Below are 18136 nucleotides of genomic sequence, written 5' to 3' on the forward strand. Positions count from 1 at the left end.
CTCATGCCTGTGCCACCCTGAAGCACGCCGCGGCATGAGTGCCGCTCCCGAGGTCGGGTTTGCCGGCCTCGCAGGGCTCATAGTGAACCGGGCACCGCGGACCGAACGCACAGCCCTGCGGCAATCGCAGCAATGACGGCGGCGAACCGGGAATGGCCGGCAGGCGGCGTGGTTTTTCGCCGGTCAGCGGCGGGATCGAACCGAGCAGAGCGCGCGTATAGGGGTGTCGCGGATCGGAAAACAGCTCCGCGCGACTGCCGCGCTCCACCACGCGGCCGGCATACATGACCATGACCCGGTCGGCGAGTTCGGAGACCACGCCCATGTCATGCGTGATGAAGACCACCGCCGACTTGTGCGTCGCGCGCAGCTTGCGCACCAGATCGAGAATGCCGGCCTGTACGGTGACGTCGAGCGCCGTGGTCGGTTCGTCAGCCACCAGCAACGCCGGATTGCAGGACAAAGCCATTGCGATCACCGCCCGTTGACGCATGCCGCCGGACAGTTGGTGCGGGTAGCGCGACATCGCCTCGTGCGGGTTCGGAAAATTCACCTCGGCCAGCAATTCCTCCACGCGCTCCATCGCCTTGGACTTGCTGATGTTGCGATGCGCGCGGATCTGTTCGGCGATCTGCCAGCCGATCGTGTAGACAGGTGTCAACGCGGTCATCGGATCCTGGAAGATCATCGCGATCTCGTTGCCGCGCAGCCGCCTCAGTTCGCGCGCGGGCAGTCCCACCAGTTCGCGGCCCTTGTAACGGATCGAGCCTTCGATGGTGGCGTTGGGGTCGGTGATCAGACCCATGACGGCCAGCAGCGACACGGTCTTGCCGGAACCGGACTCACCGACGACGCCGAGGATCTCGCTCTCCTCGAGGTCGAAGGAAACGCCATCGATGGCCCGCACCAGGCCATCATTTGTGCGGAAGGATACTCTGAGGTCGCGCACCGACAGTATCATGATGTCCTCAGGCGCGGATCGAGAAGGATGTAGACGAAATCGACGACCGCATTGGCAACAACCACGAACATCGAAGCGTACATCACCGTTGCCATGATCATCGGCAGATCGAGATTCTGCAGCGCGTCATAAGTGAGCTTGCCGATGCCGTGCAGCCCGAACACCACCTCCGTCAGCAGGGCCGAGCCTCCGACCAGCGCACCGAAATCCAGGCCGAACAGGGTGACGAAGGCGATGAGCGACGTGCGCAAGGCATGGCGCAGCAGGATGCGGGTCTCCGACAGGCCCTTGGCCCGGGCCGTACGGATATAGTCCTCCTGCAGGGATTCGATGATCGCCGCGCGCAGCACGCGCCCATAAATGCCGATGTAGAGAATGGACAGCGTGATCCACGGAATGACCAGGGTCAGGAACCAGCCCTTTGGATCGTCGGAGAAGTTCTTGTAGCCGAGCGGCGGCACCCAGGAGAACGCCCAGCTGTCGTGGTAGCGGCTCTGGGTGATCAGGTTCATCACCTCGCCCAGCCAGTACACCGGCATCGAAATACCGAGCAGCCCTAGCGCCATCAGCAGCTTATCCAGCCAGCTGCCGCGCGTGGCGGCGGCGGCGATGCCGATGATGATGGAGACGACCACCCACAGGATCGCCGCTCCGAACACCAGCGAGAGCGTGACCGGGATCGAATCCATGACCGCCGGCACCACCTTCCAGCCACGATTGACGAAGGAGGTCAGATCGCCGGTGACGAAGATCTTCTCCATCATCGTCACATATTGCACGTAGAGCGGCCGGTCGAAGCCGAAGCTGTGGCGTACCGCCTCCAGCACTTCGGGCGATGCATTGCGGCCGGCGATGCGCGCCGCCGGATCGGAGCCCGGCGTTGCGAAGAAAATCAGGAAGACGATGACCGAGATGCCGAACATCACGAACAGCATCTGGCCGAACCGGCGCAGGATTGCGTAGATCATCAGTCGCGCCCCAGCCGAACCTTGGAGCGCGGGTCGAGCGCGTCGCGCAGACCGTCGCCGAAGACATTGAGCGCCATGACGGAAACCGCGATCGCCAGGCCCGGCACCAGCGCCACCAGTGGCCTGGTGTAGAGCAGCGCCTGTCCGTCCTGGATAATGGTGCCCCAGCTCGCGGCCGGCGGCTGCACGCCGATCGAAAGGAAGGAAAGGGCCGATTCCGTCAGCATGTTCAGCGCCATCATCAGCGGCACGAAGACGATCAGCGTGGTGGTGACGTTGGGCAGGATGTCGCGCCACAGGATGCGCCATCCCGGTACGCCCAGATTGATCGCGGCGAGCACGAATTCGCTTTTGCGCAGTGCCAGAACCTGCCCGCGTATCGGACGAGCCACATAGGGCACGTAGACAATACCGATGATGATGACAGGCAGCCACAGGCTGCCGGACTCGATCTGGATCGGTCCAATCGTGATGCCATGCGCGATGGTCACGATGGAGAGCGAAATCGCTAGGAGATAGATCGGGAACGCCCACAGTATGTCGAGGAAGCGCGACAGCACCGTGTCGGTGACGCCGCCGAAATAGCCGGCGATCAATCCCGCCGCCGTGCCCAGGATCAGGGTGAAGATGGTGGCTGCTCCGGAGATCAGCAACGAGCTCAGCCCGCCATAGAGCATCCTGGCCATGACATCGCGCCCCTGGCTGTCGGCGCCGAGGAAATAATTGCCCAGCCGCCAGGTCGGGCCGAGCGGTGTGTAGCCAAGCCCGAGCCCCTCCGTCGATTGTTCCATCACCGGAACGTCGACGCCGTCGATCTGGATGACGGCGTCGAGCGTCGAGGCGAAGGGGTCCACGCCTGCCCATTTCGCATAAAGAGGCGCACTGAGGCAGGCAAGGACGATGAGGAGGAACACGGCCAGCGACGCCATGGCGGCCCTGTCCCTTGCCAGCTTCGCAAACGCGACGGCCCAGGGCCCTCGCGTCTTGCGCGGCGCGGCGACAGCTACGTTCGACACGGACGTGCCCCTCCGCGGTTCGTTACTGCACCCAGGCCATTACTGTACCCAGGATTGGGTGATCATCCAGTTGAACTGCCTGTTGAACTTGAAATTGCCAAGACGTTTGCTGACGAAGTCTAGCCGCTTCGGCGTGAAGAGGCCGACCGCAGGTGCCTTGTCGGTGACTTGCCTGTCGATTTCAGCCCACATTTTATCGGCGGCTTTCTGATCGGTGACGCCGAGGTCCAATGCCTTTTGCATCTTGGCGTCGATTTCCTTGTCGCAGAAGCCGGCGATGTTGATCGAGGCGTCCGAACCTTCGCGGAAGGAGGCGCAGCTGAACAGGATGTTCAGGAAGTCCGAAGCCGCCGGATAGTCCTTGTACCACTGGGTGACGGACATCTGCACCTTGTTGTTGGTGTTCTGGATGTAGGTGAACTGGATGTTCGACGAGATCGGCTTGACGTCGGCGACATAGCCGATGCTGGTCAGCACGCTCTGCAGATAGACGCCGATGGAGCGCGAAATGGCGGTGTCCTCGACGATGATCGTCACCTTCTGGCCCTTGGTGCCGGAGTCCTCAACGAGCTGCTTTGCCTTGTCGAGATCAGGAGCCGACCATTTGGCGCCCGGGTTCTTGGTGAAGGGACAATAGTCTTCATGCCCGGGGAAGTCCGGAGGCAGGACCTGGCAGACCGGCGAGGCCAGCACCTTGCCGCCGAACAGCTTGACCAGCGTGTTGCGATCGATCGCATAGGCAACGGCCTGGCGGGCTTTTTCGTTGTCGAAGGGTGCGAGACGGTTGTTCAGCGGCGCGTACCACCAAGCCGAAAGCGGCGAGATGTGCAGCTGGTCCATGGACTTGCTGCCCAGTTCGCCCAGGCGGTCGCTCGGCAGAGCGTCGAACATCCAGTCCGCTTCGCCGTTCTGGATCGCGGTGACGGCTGCCTCTTCGGACAGGCCGAAATCATATTGGACGACATCCGGATAGCCGTCCGGCTGGGCTTCTTCGCTCCACTGCTTGAAATTGGGGTTGCGGGAAACCGTCATGCCCTTGTTCGGGTCGAAGGCGGAGATCATGTACGCGCCGGTGCTGGGAATGGGCTTGGAACCCATGTCTTCAGCGGGCGTGTCCGCCGGCAGGACCACGGCATGCGGCAAGGCAAGCTTGTAGAGCAGCTCGGCATCCGGCTTGGTGATGTTGATGGTGATGGTGCCGGCCGCTTCGTCGCCGACAACGCCGCCTTCCAGCGTGCAGCCCTTGGTGTCGGCCAGGCATTTGTCCGCACCGACGATGCCGGCATAGAACGTGCCGGAGGTGGGTCCGGAAACCTTGAATATGCGCTGGAAAGAAGCGACGACGTCCTTTACGCCAAGATCCTGGCCGCTGGAGAACTTGATGCCCTTGCGCACCTTGAAGGTGAAGGTCTTGCCGTCATTGCTGACCTGCGGCAGGGCCTCGGCCAGATCGGGGACGATGGTGAAGCCGTCCATGCCCTCGGCCTTGCGGAAGGCCACCAGGCCGTCATAGATCGGCTGGTACATCTGCCAGCCCTGGTCCGTGTAATTGATGTGCGGATCGAGCGTTCCGGCCGCGGAGCGGGCCAGCAGGCGGATGGTGCCGCCTCGGTGCTCCTTGAGATATTCGGCCTGTGCCGGGGCCAGCCATGTACCGGCCAGCAATGCCGCGGCTGTTGCCGCCAGAAGCAGTTTCTTCATGTCTTGATTCCCCTTTTTTCAGTTATCGTTGTGGTCCAGGAAGTCTCCCACCACCCGCATGCACGCATCTTGCTCTTCGACATGCGGCATGTGGCTGGAATGCTCGAATATCTCCCAGCGAGACCCCTTGATGCCGTCCTTGTAGGGCTGCACGGTCGCGGGCGTGGCCTCGTCGTGACGTCCGGAGATGATCAGTGTGGGAACATCGATGGCCGGCAGGCGCTCGACGATGCTCCAGTTCCTCAGCGTTCCGATGACATGGAACTCGTTTGGCCCATTCATCAGATTATAGACGGTCGGATTGCGCACGACCTGGGCGAAACTTTCCGTGACTTCGGGCGGGAAAGGCACGACCCGGCAGACATGCCGCTCGTAGAACACCATCGTCGCAGCCTGGTAAGCCGCATCGTCCGTCGTGCCGGCCTGTTCGTGTCGGGTCAGGGTCTCCTGCACATCCGCGGGCAGATCCGCACGCAACCGGTTGGCCTCTTCGACCCACAGTTTCATGGACGCCGGTGAGTTGGCTATGGTCAGCGATTTCAGGCCTTGCGGCCGCGTCACGGCATATTCCGCGCCCAGCATGCCGCCCCAGCTCTGGCCGAGCACGTGGAAGCCTGTCCGAATGCCGAGGTGGTCGACGAGGTTTTCAAGCTCGTCGATGAACAGCCGGGGTGTCCAGAAATCGGCGCCTTTCTCAGGCAGCAAGGTGGAATTGCCGCAGCCCAACTGGTCGTAGTGGATGACGGCGCGATCCCTTCGCGCAAGAAGCTTGTAGGCATCGACATAATTGTGGGCGACGCCCGGGCCGCCATGCAGGATCACCACAGGCGCCTTTTCGCCGCCGAGTTCGCCACTGACCCGATACCAGGTCTCGTAGGCGCCGAAAGTGGCCCGTCCTTCCATGCCGATGATCTCAGATGACATCCCAATTCCCAGTGCGATTGAAGGTACTTTTATCGTCCGCGGCGGCAGGCGCCTAACTCATGTTACGGGTGACCTGCACCCACTCTTCCAGCATCTGCACGCCAAATGCCGTGGCACCTTGCCTGCCGAGCGGCCGATCGGAGTCGGTCAGTTCCTTGCTGGCGATGTCGAGATGCACCCAGGGGCGATCTTCCGTGAAATGGCGCAGGAAGGCTGCGGCATAGGGAGCATCGCCATCTTCCATATCCTTGGCATGATGCCGCAGGTCCGCGAACGGCGATTGCAGGCCCTCGTCGTAGGCCCGATCGAGCGGCAGCCGCCAGAACCGCTCGCCGACCGTTTCTCCGGCCGCGATCATCTGTGACGCGATGGCATCGTCGGTGCTGAACAGGCCGGCGAATATCGACCCCAACCCACGCGTCACCGAATAGGTCAGCGTTGCCAGATCGACGATCACTAAAGGGTTGAAGCGCGTGGCTGCATAGTGGAGGCAGTCGGCCAGAAGCAGGCGTCCCTCCGCATCCGTGTCGAACACTTCCACTGTCTGTCCGGACGCCGTCGTGATGATGTCGCGCGGTTTGAGCGCCGTGCCGGATGGCATGTTCTCCGCGATGCCGAGAACACCGACAACGTGTACCGGGCTGCCTTGCCGGGCGAGCGCGATCAGCAGGCCGACCACAGCGGCCGCCCCGCCCATGTCGGCTTTCATGTCGAACATCTGCGCTCCGCCCTTGATGCAGAGGCCGCCCGAATCGAAGCAGACGCCCTTGCCGACGAAAGCGAGTGGTTGGGCGGGAGCACCCTTGCCCCGGTAGCGCAGGACAGCGACCCGCGGCGGGCGCGCCGAGCCCGATCCAACAGCAAGAAGCGCGTTCATGCCGAGCTCCTTCAGTTGCGCGGCATCAAGCATTTCGATGTCGATGCCGGCTTCACGCAGGGGCTCAAGATGATCGTGGAAATTGTCGGGATGGAGGTGGTTCGGCGGCAGGTTGACCAGGGTGCGTGCATATTCGACGCCGTCGGCGATGGCATTGATCCGCGCCAGCGCCGCTGTCAGATCCGGGCCGCGAGCCCCTACCAGTTTCACCCGCAAGGTTCGATCCGCTCCCGCCCCTTGCCGCCGGTTGCGCATGTCGAAACGATAGCGGCGCAGCCGCATGCCAAGCGCGACACGCGCCAGGATTTCGGCGCCGGGCAGGTCAACGCCGGCGATCGGGTCCAGGACCAGGGTGGGCGCGCATTCCCCCTTGCCCTCGAGATGCGCGGCAAGCAGACCGCCGGCGCGCGCCAGTGACAGGGTGGTTACGGCTTCAGCTTTGCCCAGAGCTAGAATGACCACGCGCTTGGTCGATACGGACTGCGGGGCAATAAGATCGATGCAGCTGCCGGATTCGATCAAGGCGGCCGGGTCGGAGCATGCACGAGAGAGAATCCCGCCCATCTCGGCATCAAAGGCGGCTGCCCGCGGGCCGAAGCCTGTTAGTGCAGTTTGCAAGATCACGACGACGGAGGCTTCCGAGGAAATCTCGTCCGCGGTCTCGAAAACCGGCGCTGGCGATTGAGGCATAGGCTGGCGCTCTCTCCAATTGCGGCAATACCAGCCGGGTAGCGAGCAACGCTTCGCTCACCCCGGTGGAGACTGGTCAAGCCGGTCTCCGCCGTTCGTGGTATAATGCCGGTCCCCAAATAGTCGCTTTCTTGAGACGACTTAATTGCTCTTGTCTTCTGGGTATCTCCTAACAGGGCAGGCGATCAAACGCGAATTCTGCCCATGTCGATTGACAAAAACTCAACTGACAATTCATGATCGGCCAATGGCCCTTCCCTCACTCAATGGCATGCGCGCTTTCGAGGCCGCCGCTCGCCTCGGCAGCGTCAAGGACGCGGCGGAAGAACTGCATCTGACACCCTCGGCTGTCAGCCGGCACATCCGCGCGCTTGAACGAAATCTTGGCCAGGACCTGTTCGAACGCGGTTTTCGCCAGATAACGCCAACCATAAGGGGCTCCTACTATGCGCGCAGCCTCTCGGAGGCGTTCGAAGCGATCTGGCGCGCCACCGACGACGTCAGCCTCTCCGAGGGGTCGCGCCACGGCAAGACCCAACGTGTTCGGGTCTTGTGCGTGCCCACCGTTCTGAACCTTTGGCTGGCGGACCGGTTGCCGAACTTTCGCCGGTTGCATCCGTCGGTGGATCTGGAGATCTCCACTTCAGGCAAGCGCGCCAACTTCGATTTGGCCATTGTCGACGAGTTCGTCTACAAGGCCGGCCCGGCTCTGACGCTGCTGATCCCGCTGCTTTTGACGCCGGTCTGTGCGCCTTCGCTTCTGGAGGGGCCTGTGCCGCTGCGATCGCCGGCCGATCTGGTCAATCATCATCTGATCCATGAATGCGAAACCATGAGATGGAAGCGTTGGCTGGAGCAGGAAGGCGTTCTGGAAACGACGCCAAAATCCAGCACAACACTGGATGATTGCACCTTGATCATGCGCGAAGCGATCAATGGCGCCGGAATAGCGCTTGCGGACACGATGATGGCGCAAGATTTTCTGCAGCAAGGCAAGCTGGTCGCGCCGTTCCGTGCCCGCCACACCTATCCGGCCGGCATTTACCTGCATCAGCGTCGCAGCATCGGCAACAAGCCAGGCACCGGTCTGTTTCAGGATTGGCTGCTCGCCGAAGTCGCGGATCACAAGCAGGTGATGGCAATCGCTTAGATGCCCCCCAACCGAAGATGTCGGGAGCCACCGCTTCAGATTGGAATCCCCGCGTCGAACCTCGACTCATCCGTGGTTCAGCGATGACCCACCATCGCCGTGCATCGATAATCGCAGTTCTCATTGAATATCTTTAAGGCCAAAGCCGGCAAATAGGTTGCTTGTCGGTTCCCCTGCGGCAGGCTTAACCTGCACGCGGCCAACGCGTGAGGGCGCGTGCTGCAAAAGGGGAACATTGCCATGACGATACAGGGTGCTTCACCTGATCTGTACAACGAGGATTTGGCTCCGGCCAAAGTTCGAAACTGGGGACCATTCTCGATCTTCAACGTCTGGACGTCGGACGTCCACAGCCTTTGGGGCTACTATCTTGCCGCCAGTCTGTTCCTGTTCTGCGGCGGCTTCGTCAATTTCATCATCGCCATAGGCATCGGCTCGCTGATCATCTACGCGCTGATGAACATGGTCGGCTATGCCGGCGTGAAGACGGGCGTGCCCTACCCCGTGCTTGCCCGCGCCTCTTTCGGCATCTGGGGCGCCAACATACCGGCGCTGGTGCGCGCCATCGTTGCCTGCTTCTGGTACGGCGCGCAGACTGCCGCCGCCTCGGGCGCGATCGTGGCGCTGCTGATCCGCACGCAATGGTTCGCCGATTTCAACGCCAGCACGCACTTCCTCGGTCATACCGGCCTGGAGGTGATCTGCTTCGTGGTCATCTGGGGGCTGCAATTGCCGATCATCCAGAACGGCATGGAAACGGTCCGCCGATTCCAGGACTGGGCCGGCCCCGCTGTCTGGGTGATGATGCTGATCCTGGCGATCTATCTCTGTGTCAAATCCGGACGATTTGCCTTCACCAGCGACATCCCCATGGACGTGCTGCTGGACAAGACCAAGGATGCGGGCGTGCCCGGCACGCCTGGCTCCTGGACCTCGCTGTTTGCGGTGGCCGCGATCTGGGTCACCTATTTCTCGGCGCTCTATCTCAATTTCTGCGATTTCGCCCGTTACGCGCCTGACAAGGCATCGCTGCGCAAGGGCAACATCTGGGGCCTGCCGATCAACCTGATCCTGTTTTCGCTGGTGGCCGGCGTCACCACCATTGCCGCCTTTGACGTCTATGGCGAGGTGCTGCTGCATCCCGACCAGATCTCGGCGAAATTCGACAGCTGGTTCCTGGCGGCGCTTGCTGCCCTGACCTTTGCAGTTGCGACGCTTGGCATCAACGTGGTGGCGAACTTCGTCTCGCCGGCCTTCGACTTCTCCAATGTCTTTCCAAGGCAGATCGACTTCAAGAAGGGCGGCTATATCGCGGCCGTGATCGCCCTGCTGCTCTATCCCTTCGCCCCATGGGAAGGCAGTGCGGCTTCCTTCGTCAACATCATCGGCGCGACGATGGGGCCGATCTTCGGGGTGATGATGGTCGACTACTACCTGATCCGGAAGGGTGAGGTCGACGTCGAGGCGCTTTATCGCGAAGATGGCGAATTCCGCTTCCAGGGCGGCTGGCACGTCAACGCCTTCATCGCCGCCGGCATCGGCGCCATCTTCTCGTCGATCGTGCCCAACTTCACCAACTGGCTGCCGTCCTGGTGGGGTGTCTATGGCTGGTTCTTCGGCGTGGCGATCGCCGGCATCATCTACTACGTGCTGCGCACCGCCGCTTTGGGCGCCGGCGCCAGGACCGCGAAGGCCTGACAAGGTGAATTTTGGGGCGGCGAGAGCCGCCCCAAAACCTACCCGAGCATCTCGGCCAATCTGCGCACCGTGTTCCAGTTGCGCGACGTGCCCGTGCCCATGCGCTTGTGATTCATCGCCGCAAGCAGCCGCGAGCTTGGCCTCTCGCGCGAAAAGACGACCCAGATGTCGCCGCCGACCGAAGTCACTTTTTCATCCTCGCCGGCATAGGCCTGGAGCCCCGTCACGGCCTCCACGGGCGCAGGCTTGCGCATCACCCGTACGGCCACCTGATCGCCTGCTTTGGCCGAATCGGCCGGGAACGGATTGCCGGCGGCAAGCTTCAGCCAGTCCTTGGCACCACGCACGATGATGTCGACATGGCGGCCGAAGGTTTTTTCGAAGGCTGCCTCCAGCCGCTGTTCAAGGTCGGCAATATCAGTTGCCGGCGCCTCGAAGACCAGATTTCCGGTCGCCACCAGGGTGCGCGGGTTCTTCAGCCCGAGATCTTCCGCCATGGCCTTGAGATCGGCCATGACGACCCGGCGGCCCTCGCCCAGAATGATGCTGTAAAGCAGCGCGACATAGGTCTGCATGGCCGACCGGCCTACACCAGCCGGCTCTGCTCCACCGCTGCCTCGATGAAACTGGCGAACAGCGGATGCGGGTCGAGCGGCCGGCTTTTCAGTTCCGGATGATACTGCACGCCGATGAACCAGGGATGGTCCGGGTATTCGACCGTTTCCGGCAGCACGCCGTCGGGCGACATGCCGGCGAACACCAGGCCGCAATCCTCAAGCCGCTCCTTGTAGTCGACATTGACCTCGTAGCGGTGGCGATGGCGCTCGGAAATCTGAGTGTCGCCGTAGATCTCGGCGATCTTGGAGCCCTTGGCGAGCTCGGCCTGATAGGCGCCGAGCCGCATCGTGCCGCCGAGATCGCCGGTTTCGCGGCGCTTCTCCAGCATGTTGCCTTTCAGCCATTCGGTCATCAGGCCGACGACCGGTTCCTCGGTCGGACCAAACTCGGTCGAAGACGCATGCTCGACGCCGGCCAGCGACCGCGCCGCCTCGATGCAGGCCATCTGCATGCCGAAGCAGATGCCGAAATACGGCACTTTTCGCTCACGCGCGAACTTCGCCGCCAGGATTTTGCCTTCCGAGCCGCGCTCCCCAAAGCCGCCGGGAACCAGGATGCCATGCACCTTTTCCAGCCACGGCGTCGGATCCTCCTTTTCGAAGATCTCCGATTCGATCCAGTCGAGCTTGACCTTGACGTGATTGGCCAGGCCGCCATGCGACAGCGCCTCGATCAGCGATTTGTAGGCGTCCTTGAGGCCGGTATATTTGCCGACAACGGCGATGGTCACCTCGCCTTCCGGATTGTGGATGCGGTTGGACACCGCCTGCCACGGCTCCATACGCGGCTTCGGCGCCGGATCGATGCCGAAGGCGGCCAGGACTTCCGAATCGAGCCCTTCCTTGTGATAGGCCATCGGCACGTCGTAGATATGCGGCACGTCGAGCGCCTGGATCACGGCGCTTTCGCGCACATTGCAGAACAGCGACAGTTTTCTGCGCTCTTCCTTGGGGATAGCGCGGTCGGCGCGGACCAGCAGGATGTCGGGCGCGATGCCGATGCCGCGCAGTTCCTTGACCGAATGCTGAGTCGGCTTGGTCTTCAGCTCACCGGCCGTCGGGATATAGGGCATCAGCGTCAGATGCACGTAGACGGCATTGTTGCGCGGCAAGTCGTTGCCGAGCTGGCGTATAGCCTCCAGGAACGGCATCGCCTCGATATCGCCGACCGTGCCGCCGATCTCGCACAGCACGAAATCATAGTCGTCATTGCCGTTGAGGACGAAATTCTTGATCTCGTCGGTGACGTGGGGGATGACCTGCACGGTGGCGCCGAGATAGTCGCCGCGCCGCTCGCGCTCGATGATGTTCTTGTAGATGCGGCCGGTGGTGATGTTGTCCTGCTGGTTGGCGGAGCGGCCTGTGAAGCGCTCGTAATGGCCAAGATCAAGATCGGTTTCCGCACCATCGTCGGTGACGAAAACCTCGCCATGCTGGTACGGCGACATCGTCCCCGGATCGACATTGAGATAGGGATCGAGTTTTTTGATGCGTGCGCGATAGCCTCGCGCCTGCAGGAGAGCCCCAAGGGCCGCTGCGGCAATGCCTTTTCCAAGTGAGGAAACCACGCCGCCTGTGATGAATACATATCGCGCCATGGGAGTCATCGCTTAACGCGGCCGGATTGATTCCGCCAGAGAAAAAACCACCGCGAAGGTTTTTTCCCAAGAAGGCGCTCGGATCGTGAACAGGGCAAAACAAAAGGGCCGGCTGAGCCGGCCCTTTCGGCAGGATGACGAAAACGTCAGATGATGACGACCTTGGTGCCAACCCTGACGCGGCTGTAGAGGTCCATGACGTGCTCGTTGATCATGCGGAAGCAGCCATTAGAGGCGCTGGTTCCGATCGACTGCGGCGCGATGGTGCCGTGGATGCGCAGATGCGTGTCCTTCTTGCCGTCATAGAGATAGATGGCGCGGGCGCCGAGCGGATTCTGGCCACCGCCAGGCATGCCGTCCTTATACTGGCCGTAATGCTTCGGCTCGCGCTTCTGCATGTCCAGCGTCGGGATCCAGCGCGGCCATTCCTGCTTGTCACCGACCGCGACCGTGCCCTTGAACTGCAGGCCCTCGCGACCGACCGCAATGGCGTAGCGCCGCGCGGTGGAAGATGATTCGACGAGGTAAAGGCGCCGCGCGCTGGTGTCGATGACGATGGTGCCGGCATCGTAACCAGTGAATTCCACGTCCTGCGGCACGAATTCCGGCTTCACCTTGAACTGCTTCTTGGCCTCCCTCTTGGCGAGAGCCTGATCGAGAGCCCGCGTCTCGGGAAGATAGCTTATCGAGGAGCCGGACGACGTCCCGCCGAAAAGGCCGGCGAACAGGCCGCCGCCGCTCGGCTTCTTCTGGCCGATGACTTCGCTGCGCAGTTCGCCATTGTTGCCGGTCAGGGCGACGTTCATGGCCTCCGCCGGAAGCGGCTCGGCCGACTGGATCGGCGCTATCGGTTCGATAGGCTCGATGATCTTGGCAGCCTGCTTCTTGGCCGGCTTGGCATCGGCCACCTCGGTTGCCGGCGCGCTCTTGCCCTTCTTGGCAAGGAACGCCTGCCGTTCCGCGTCGGCCTTGGCCTTTGCCGCCTCGCGCATTGCCAGCTTCCTGGCTTCGAGCGCCTTGGCTTTGGCGGCTTCCTTGTCGGCAACGATCTTGGCCTCGATCTTCTTGATCTGGGCGAGGTCGTCGGGCGTCGGGTTTTTCTTCTTCTTGAGAAGCTTCAATTGCGACGCATCACTCTTGACGGCGACGTTGATGGCAGAAGTTGTTTCAGCCGAAGGCTGTGCGGCCATATTGGCCGGAACGCCTGCGAAAGCGGGGGAACTCACGCCGAGTGCGGCGCAAAGTCCCAGGAAAATGAAGCTGCGAAGCTGCATGGCGAAGATCCGATCGTTCTATGCTTGTTGCCACGGCGTCGCCCAGCGCCCCCAAGGGCGCCGGAAATGCCGCGTGCAATCTATAGTCGAATAAGCGCGGCCGCCTCAAGCGTGGGGCCATGCCTCACCCCGTCGAATCTTCGTGATCTCGCTGCATTTGCCGCGACTGTGTTCAAACGACCACAGATCGCGGTTCAGGCACCGAGGACTACTGGTTTGGAACCTGCGGGGTCGCCGGTGCGGCGGGAGCCGTGCCGTTGGTCGCCGGCGGCGTCGAGCCGGCGGCAGGCGCAGTGGCCGGGGCAGTCGCAGGAGCCGAAGCATCGTTGCCGGAAGGCGGCGTCGGCGTGGTGGTGCCCGCGGGCGCCGGAGTTGTGGTTCCAGGCAACTGGTTGAGCACGCCTTTGCCGGCGCCGTCCGAGGTCGCCGGCACGCGGTCCAGGATATCGATCGGCTTTTCGCCGTAGCGGGCGACGATCGACAGGGTCAAGGAGGTGGCGAAGAAGGCAGCCGCCAGGATCGCCGTCGCACGCGTCAGCGCATTGGCCGCACCACGCGCGGTCATGAAGCCGGACCCGCCACCGATGCCGAGGCCACCGCCTTCGGAACGCTGCAGCAGCACCACGCCGACAAGGGCGAGCACGACCATGAGATGGATGACGATCAGTACGGTTTCCATAGTTTATCCTGGCAAGGCCTTGCCCGGCCGCGGACACGACCGGTGAATTGGAGGCGGCTCAATACAATGCTTTGACGGCATTTCCAAGCCCGTGGCCGGAATATGGGAAGCAACCCGTCCTTTGCAACGATTTCGTGCACCGGAAGCCCTGTCCGGCAGGGAAAATGTCTTCAAGCAATATTGCGATAGGCCTCGGCGATGCCGAGAAAGTCCGCCGCTTTCAGGCTGGCGCCGCCAACCAGCGCGCCGTCGACATTCCTGACGCCGAGCAGTTCGACCGCGTTGGAGGGCTTGACCGAGCCGCCATAGAGAATGCGCACCTTCGCCGCGACGCCGCCGAGCTTTTCCGACAGCTTTTCGCGGATATGTGCGTGTGCCGCAGCGACGTCGGCCGCCGTCGGCGTCAGGCCGGTGCCGATCGCCCATACCGGCTCATAGGCAATGATGGTGTTGGACGGGGTGGCGCTTGGCGGGACCGAGCCCTCGACCTGCCGCGACAGCACGTCCAGCGTGGCGCCCGCTTCACGCTGCTCATGCGTTTCGCCGACGCAAATGATGGCAACAAGCCCGGCACGCCATGCGGCGGATGCCTTGGCCTGGACAGTGGCGTCATCCTCGCCGCGTTGCTCGCGGCATTCGGAATGGCCGACGATGACATGGCTCGCACCGGCATCCCTGAGCATTTCCGCCGAGATGCAGCCGGTGTAGGCGCCGCTCTCCTTGGTGTGGCAATCTTCGCCGCCGGCATGCACCGGCGTGCGCGACAGGATCTCGGCGGCGTGGGCAAGCAGGGTTGCGGGAACGCAAACCAGCGCTTCGGTCTCCGCGTCAAGCCCACTCATGAAGCCGTTGCCGATCATCCTGAGCTCGTTGAGGGAGGCGCTGGTGCCGTTCATTTTCCAGTTGCCGGCGACGAGCGGGCGAATTCCTGGCGTCATGGGTTTGCTTCTCCGGATGATATCGGGGCTCTGGCCCTCACTACCAAAATCAGGCCACAAAGCAATCGACAGTGGGCCGGAAGGGCGCTATTGCGCTTGTTTCAGACTCGGCGCATGCGAAAATGCGCATAAATCGGAAGTAAAAATGCTTGGTATATTGAGAAGCGCGGCAGGCACCTGGGTCGCGAAGGGGCTGTTGGTGCTGCTGGTGCTCAGCTTTTTGGTCTGGGGCGTTTCCGGACGGCTGATGGGCGGTTTGGCCGGCCATGATTCGGTGATAACCGCTGGCGGCACCAAAGTGTCGATCAACGAATACCGTCTCGCCTATGATCGCCAGCTCGCCGTCATGTCGCAGCAGTTCGGCCAACGTCTCAGCCACGAACAGGCAAAGGCGCTCGGTGTCGATAACCAGGTGCTGGCGCAGCTCGTCTCGGGTGCCGTTCTCGATGAACAGGCCCGCAAGCTGGGCCTCGGACTTTCCAAAGACCGGCTGGCCGAGCTGACACGCGAAGACCCGGCCTTCAAAGGCCCGGGCGGCCAGTTCGATCGCAGAACGTTCGAATATATGCTGCAGCAGATTGGCATGCGACCCGAGGACTATTTGAAGAACCGTGCTCAGGTGGCGGTGCGCCAGCAGATTGTCGAGGCGGTCTCGGACGGCCTCAAGGCTCCGGACACTTTCTTCAAGGCAGTTGCGCTCTATCGCGGCGAAGACCGCACCATCGACTATTTGACGCTGCCCAAGGCACTCGTCGAGCCGATCGCGGCGCCATCCGATAGCGTGCTTTCGGCCTATTTCGAAGCCAACAAGAAGACATATGCGGCACCCGAATACCGCAAATTCTCCTATGTCCGCCTCGAGCCGGTCGACATCATGGATCCGACCGCCGTCACCGACCAACAGGTCAGCGACGATTACAACAAGAACAAGGCGCGTTACACCACGCCGGAATTGCGTACCATCGAGCAACTCGTGTTCAAGACGCCGGATGCGGCCAAGGCCGCGCTCGATTCGCTCAAGGCAGGCGCCACTTTCGACAAGCTGGTCACGGCGGAAGGCAAGACCCCGGCCGACACGTTGCTCGGCACGCTTGCCAAGGACAAGATCGCCGACAAGGCGGTCGCCGACGCCGCCTTCGCGCTTAACGCCAATGAAGTCAGCCAGGTCGTGCAGGGCGCCTTCGGTCCGGTGCTGCTGCGTGTCACCGAGATCAAGCCCGAAGTGGTGAAGCCGCTGGCCGAGGTGTCCGACCAGATCCGCAAGGATCTGGCGCTGGGCGAGGCAAGCCGCATCCTTCTGGACGTGCGCGACAATTACGATGACACCCGCGCCGCCGGCAGTTCGCTGGCCGACGCCGCGGCCAAGCTGAAGCTGAAGGTCGTCACCATCGATGCCATCGATCGCAGTGGACTGCGGCCAGATGCAAGCATCGTCAAGGACCTGCCGCAATCGCCGGAGCTGATCAAAGCCGTCTTCGACGCCGAACCCAACACGGAAAACGATGCCTTGACCACAGCCGACAACGGCTTCGTCTTCTATGAGGTGGCGTCCATCACGCCGGCTCGCGACCGCACGCTGGATGAGGTTCGTCAGAAAGTCGTGGCCGACTGGACGGCGGCGGAAACAAGCAAGCGGCTCGCCGCCAAGGCTGACGAGCTGGAAAAGCGGCTCAAGGCCGGCGCAACGCTCGATGTCATTGCCAGCGAACTGAAGCTGGAAAAGCAGACCAAGCGCGGTGTCAAGCGCGAGGCTGACGATGTCGATTTCGGCAAGGAAGGTGCCGCAGCGATGTTCGGAGTCGGCGAAGGCGGTACCGGCCTGATCCCCTCGCCTACCGGCGACGGGCAGATCCTGTACAAGGTCGCCGAAGTGTTCGAGCCCGCCGGGGCCGATGCCAGCTCGGTGCCGGATGACGCACAGAAATCCTTCACCTCCGGCATGTCGGACGACCTGCTCGACCAATTGGTGGCGCAGTTGCAGACGCAGTACGACGTTCGCGTCGACCAGGCCGCCGTCGCCCAAGCCTCGACAAGATGAGCGCGCTGAAAACCCATATCGCCAAGATCGCGACCGGTAGCGCGCTTTCCTTCGAGGAAGCGCGCGAGGCCTTCGACATCATCATGTCGGGTGATGCGACCCCCGGCCAGATCGGCGGTTTCCTGATGGCGCTGCGCGTGCGAGGCGAGACGGTGAGCGAGATTTCCGGCGCCGTCGCCACCATGCGGGCCAAGATGCTGCAAGTCGACGCGCCGGACGGCGCCATCGATATCGTCGGCACCGGCGGGGACAATTCCCACAGCGTCAATATTTCCACGGGATCGGCCTTTGTCATCGCCGGCAGTGGTGTGCCGGTTGCCAAGCACGGCAATCGTGGCCTGTCCTCGCTGACAGGAGCCGCCGACGTGCTGGTTGCGCTCGGCGTCAAGATCGACATCTCGCCCGAATTCATCGGCCGCTGCATCCACGAGGCTGGCGTTGGTTTCATGTTCGCGCCAGCGCACCATCCAGCGATGAAACATGTCGGCCCGACCCGCGTCGAACTCGGCACCCGCACCATCTTCAACCTGCTCGGGCCGCTCTCCAATCCAGCTGGCGTCAAGCGGCAGCTGGTCGGTGTGTTCCTGCCGGAATGGATCCTGCCGGTTGCCGAGACGCTGAAGGCACTAGGTGCGGAGCATGCCTGGGTTGCTCATGGCGACGGCTATGACGAGATCACCACCACCGGCGAGACGCAGGTCGCCGAACTGATCGGCGGCGAGATCCGCAGCTTCACCCTGACGCCTGAAGCGGTTGGGTTGCCGCGCCACAGCAAGGACGAACTGCGTGGCGGCGATGCGGACTACAATGCCAAAGCCTTGCGCGATATGCTGGGCGGCGCTGCCGGCGCCTATCGCGACACCGTGCTGATGAATGCCGGCGCCGGCCTGGTGGTGGCGGGCAAGGCGACGACGCTTGCCGACGGCATCGCGCTCGCCGCGCAAGCCATCGACAGCGGCCGGGCCCTGCAAGTGCTCGACAGGCTGGTCGAGATTTCGAACGGATAA

Annotated in this window: 15 protein-coding genes; 4 read left to right on the forward strand and 11 right to left on the reverse strand. The window is 62.5% G+C overall.

All coding sequences use genetic code 11. The features are described from left to right. Nucleotide 1: 1 nt before the first annotated feature. Genes MESCI_RS19810 through MESCI_RS19835 form a run of 6 tightly spaced genes read right to left on the reverse strand, consistent with a single transcriptional unit; the run spans nt 2 to nt 7137 of the window. Nucleotides 2–961, reverse strand: coding sequence for an ABC transporter ATP-binding protein (locus MESCI_RS19810; RefSeq protein ID WP_013531724.1), 960 nt, complete (start codon nt 959–961; stop codon nt 2–4). Further along, entirely contained in the window at nt 958–1929 is a 972-nt protein-coding gene (locus MESCI_RS19815) for an ABC transporter permease (RefSeq protein WP_013531725.1), read from the reverse strand. Before MESCI_RS19815 ends, MESCI_RS19810 begins: the two co-directional genes overlap by 4 nt. Continuing rightward, nucleotides 1929–2945, reverse strand: a complete 1017-nt coding sequence (locus MESCI_RS19820) for an ABC transporter permease (protein WP_013531726.1) — start codon at nt 2943–2945, stop codon at nt 1929–1931. Before MESCI_RS19820 ends, MESCI_RS19815 begins: the two co-directional genes overlap by 1 nt. A 39-nt stretch (nt 2946–2984) precedes the next feature. Continuing rightward, a complete protein-coding gene (locus MESCI_RS19825; RefSeq protein WP_013531727.1) occupies nt 2985–4646 on the reverse strand; it encodes an ABC transporter substrate-binding protein in 1662 nt (553 codons plus the stop codon). Between the two features lie 18 nt (nt 4647–4664). Continuing rightward, entirely contained in the window at nt 4665–5570 is a 906-nt protein-coding gene (locus tag MESCI_RS19830) for a proline iminopeptidase-family hydrolase (protein WP_013531728.1), read from the reverse strand. A gap of 52 nt (nt 5571–5622) precedes the next feature. Then, nucleotides 5623–7137 carry a leucyl aminopeptidase gene (locus tag MESCI_RS19835; RefSeq protein WP_013531729.1) on the reverse strand — a complete coding sequence of 505 codons (1515 nt, stop codon included), beginning with the start codon at nt 7135–7137 and terminating at the stop codon, nt 5623–5625. Between the two features lie 247 nt (nt 7138–7384). Here MESCI_RS19835 and MESCI_RS19840 point away from each other — a divergent pair, with 247 nt between their 5' ends. After that, complete coding sequence (locus tag MESCI_RS19840) at nt 7385–8287, forward strand: LysR substrate-binding domain-containing protein (protein WP_013531730.1); 903 nt, start codon at nt 7385–7387, stop codon at nt 8285–8287. Between the two features lie 240 nt (nt 8288–8527). Continuing rightward, nucleotides 8528–9985 (forward strand): NCS1 family nucleobase:cation symporter-1, encoded by a 1458-nt coding sequence (locus tag MESCI_RS19845; RefSeq protein ID WP_013531731.1) that lies wholly within the window; start codon nt 8528–8530, stop codon nt 9983–9985. A 38-nt stretch (nt 9986–10023) separates the two neighbouring features. On the opposite strand, the gene MESCI_RS19850 is transcribed toward MESCI_RS19845, so the two are convergent. The 5 genes from MESCI_RS19850 to tpiA form a co-directional block, all read right to left on the reverse strand. After that, complete coding sequence (locus MESCI_RS19850; protein WP_013531732.1) at nt 10024–10560, reverse strand: DUF1697 domain-containing protein; 537 nt, start codon at nt 10558–10560, stop codon at nt 10024–10026. Between the two features lie 11 nt (nt 10561–10571). Beyond that, entirely contained in the window at nt 10572–12209 is a 1638-nt protein-coding gene (locus MESCI_RS19855) for a CTP synthase (protein WP_013531733.1), read from the reverse strand. Between the two features lie 137 nt (nt 12210–12346). After that, nucleotides 12347–13474: a L,D-transpeptidase gene (locus tag MESCI_RS19860; RefSeq protein WP_013531734.1), complete on the reverse strand. Its 1128-nt coding sequence runs from the start codon at nt 13472–13474 to the stop codon at nt 12347–12349. A gap of 208 nt (nt 13475–13682) precedes the next feature. After that, complete coding sequence (secG, locus tag MESCI_RS19865; RefSeq protein WP_013531735.1) at nt 13683–14153, reverse strand: preprotein translocase subunit SecG; 471 nt, start codon at nt 14151–14153, stop codon at nt 13683–13685. Between the two features lie 170 nt (nt 14154–14323). Next, the gene (tpiA, locus tag MESCI_RS19870) at nt 14324–15091 is read right to left on the reverse strand and encodes a triose-phosphate isomerase (RefSeq protein ID WP_013531736.1); all 768 of its coding nucleotides are present in this window, start codon (nt 15089–15091) and stop codon (nt 14324–14326) included. A 145-nt stretch (nt 15092–15236) separates the two neighbouring features. Between tpiA and MESCI_RS19875 the strand changes: the two genes are divergently transcribed. After that, entirely contained in the window at nt 15237–17129 is a 1893-nt protein-coding gene (locus MESCI_RS19875; RefSeq protein ID WP_013531737.1) for a SurA N-terminal domain-containing protein, read from the forward strand. Next, nucleotides 17126–18136, forward strand: coding sequence for an anthranilate phosphoribosyltransferase (gene trpD / locus MESCI_RS19880; protein ID WP_013531738.1), 1011 nt, complete (start codon nt 17126–17128; stop codon nt 18134–18136). Before MESCI_RS19875 ends, trpD begins: the two co-directional genes overlap by 4 nt.

It is taken from the genome of Mesorhizobium ciceri biovar biserrulae WSM1271 (genome assembly GCF_000185905.1).
Taxonomy (GTDB): domain Bacteria; phylum Pseudomonadota; class Alphaproteobacteria; order Rhizobiales; family Rhizobiaceae; genus Mesorhizobium; species Mesorhizobium ciceri.